At 66.7% G+C, this 1,542-nt stretch carries 1 protein-coding gene; it reads left to right on the top strand.

Annotated features, from left to right (window positions below; genetic code table 11):
- Positions 1-1,542: putative bifunctional diguanylate cyclase/phosphodiesterase (locus tag AC1DU6_RS30725; protein ID WP_477861879.1), on the top strand; the 1,542-nt coding region annotated here is incomplete at both ends.

Genomic DNA, 1,542 nt, shown 5'->3' with positions numbered 1-1,542 from the left:
TCCGCGACGAGCTGTGCCTGAACGCCCTGCGCATCGTGCTGCGCACCGGCCAGCCCGGCTATGCGCCCGAAATCGAGACGGTGCAGGCCTATGACATCAACGACTACAAGACCAAGTCGGAGCTGACCCGCACGCGGCTGTACACGGTGCTGACGGCCGCGGTGCGCTCCTACCGCCAGATCTGCGCGCTGGAGGCCAACCGCCGCGGCCTGGAGATGATCGTCGAGAGCAGCACCTCGCTGTCGCGCATGCGTGGGCTCTCCCGATTCGCCGAAGGCGTCGTTACCCAGCTCTGCGCCCTGCTCGGCATCCTGCCCGAGGGCCTGGTCTGTGCTCAGGTCAGCGGCGAAACCGGCGACGAAGTCCGCATCGTCGCGGCCGCCGGCCAGTACAGCGGCCTCATCGACCGGCCGCTGGCCCAGGTCAAGATCGCTACCGTGCGGGACCGCCTGGAGCGCTGCCTGCAGCAGGAGCGCAACCTCTACGACGACGGCACGGTCCTCTATTTCGGCATGGGCAAGGGCCGTGCGATGGCGGCGCTCGTGGATGTCGGCCGCGAGCTCGACGAGCTCGACCAGCAGCTGTTGCGCGCCTTCTGCTCCAACATCTCGGTCGGTTTCGAGAACGTGGTGCTGTACAGCCAGCTGCTGGACCAGGCCTACAACGACCCGCTGCTGCGCCTGCCCAACCGCAACCGTTTCGTCGAGCTGCTCGACAAGAACCTGAAGGATCCGTCCGGCGTCACGCTCGCGCTGATCGACATCGACGATTTCTCCGACATCAACGATGCCTTCGGCCACCACTTCGGCGACCAGGTGCTGCAGGCCGTCGTGCACCGCATGAGCGAGACGCTGGGCCTGAACACTGCGATGGCCCGCGTTGGCGCCGACACCTTTGGCGTGCTGGGCGAGCATGCCAAGGTCTGCCCCGAGACCGTGAACAGCGTCTTCGCCGACCCCTTCATCGTTGCCGGAGAGCGCCTGCAGCTGTCCGCCACCACGGGCCTCGTGCGCCTGGGTGAATCCAAGGCCGTCGGCTCCGAACTGCTGCTCGATGCCCAGATCGCGCTCAAGCGCGCCAAGCAGCAGCAGCGCGGCTCATCTCAGTACTTCTCTGCCGCCATGGGCAGCGACGCGCGCGAGCGCTTCAAGCTGCTCAAGGGCCTGCGGACCGGCTTCGAGGAAAGCCAGCTCTTCGTCGTCTACCAGCCCCAGGTCGAGCTGAGCAGCAGCCGCATCGTCGGTGCCGAGGCCCTGCTGCGCTGGAAGACGCTGGATGGTCGTTTCATCCCGCCCGACCAGTTCATTCCGCTGGCCGAGCAGMGCGGCCTCATCATTCCCATCGGCGAGTTCGTCATGCGCACCTCCTGCGCCCAGCTGAAGAAGATGCAGGCCCTGGGCCATGCCGACTTCCGCATGGCCGTTAACGTGTCCATGGCGCAGTTCCGCCACCCCGGCTTCATCGACATGCTGGGCCGCGCGCTGCAGGACTGCGGCGTCGTCGGCCAGCACATCGAGCTCGAGATCACCGAGTCCATGGCCA

This window comes from Roseateles sp. P5_B10, assembly GCF_056400485.1.
The sequence above is the reverse complement of the archived record's forward strand: the minus strand, read 5'-3'. Positions and strand labels throughout refer to the sequence as shown.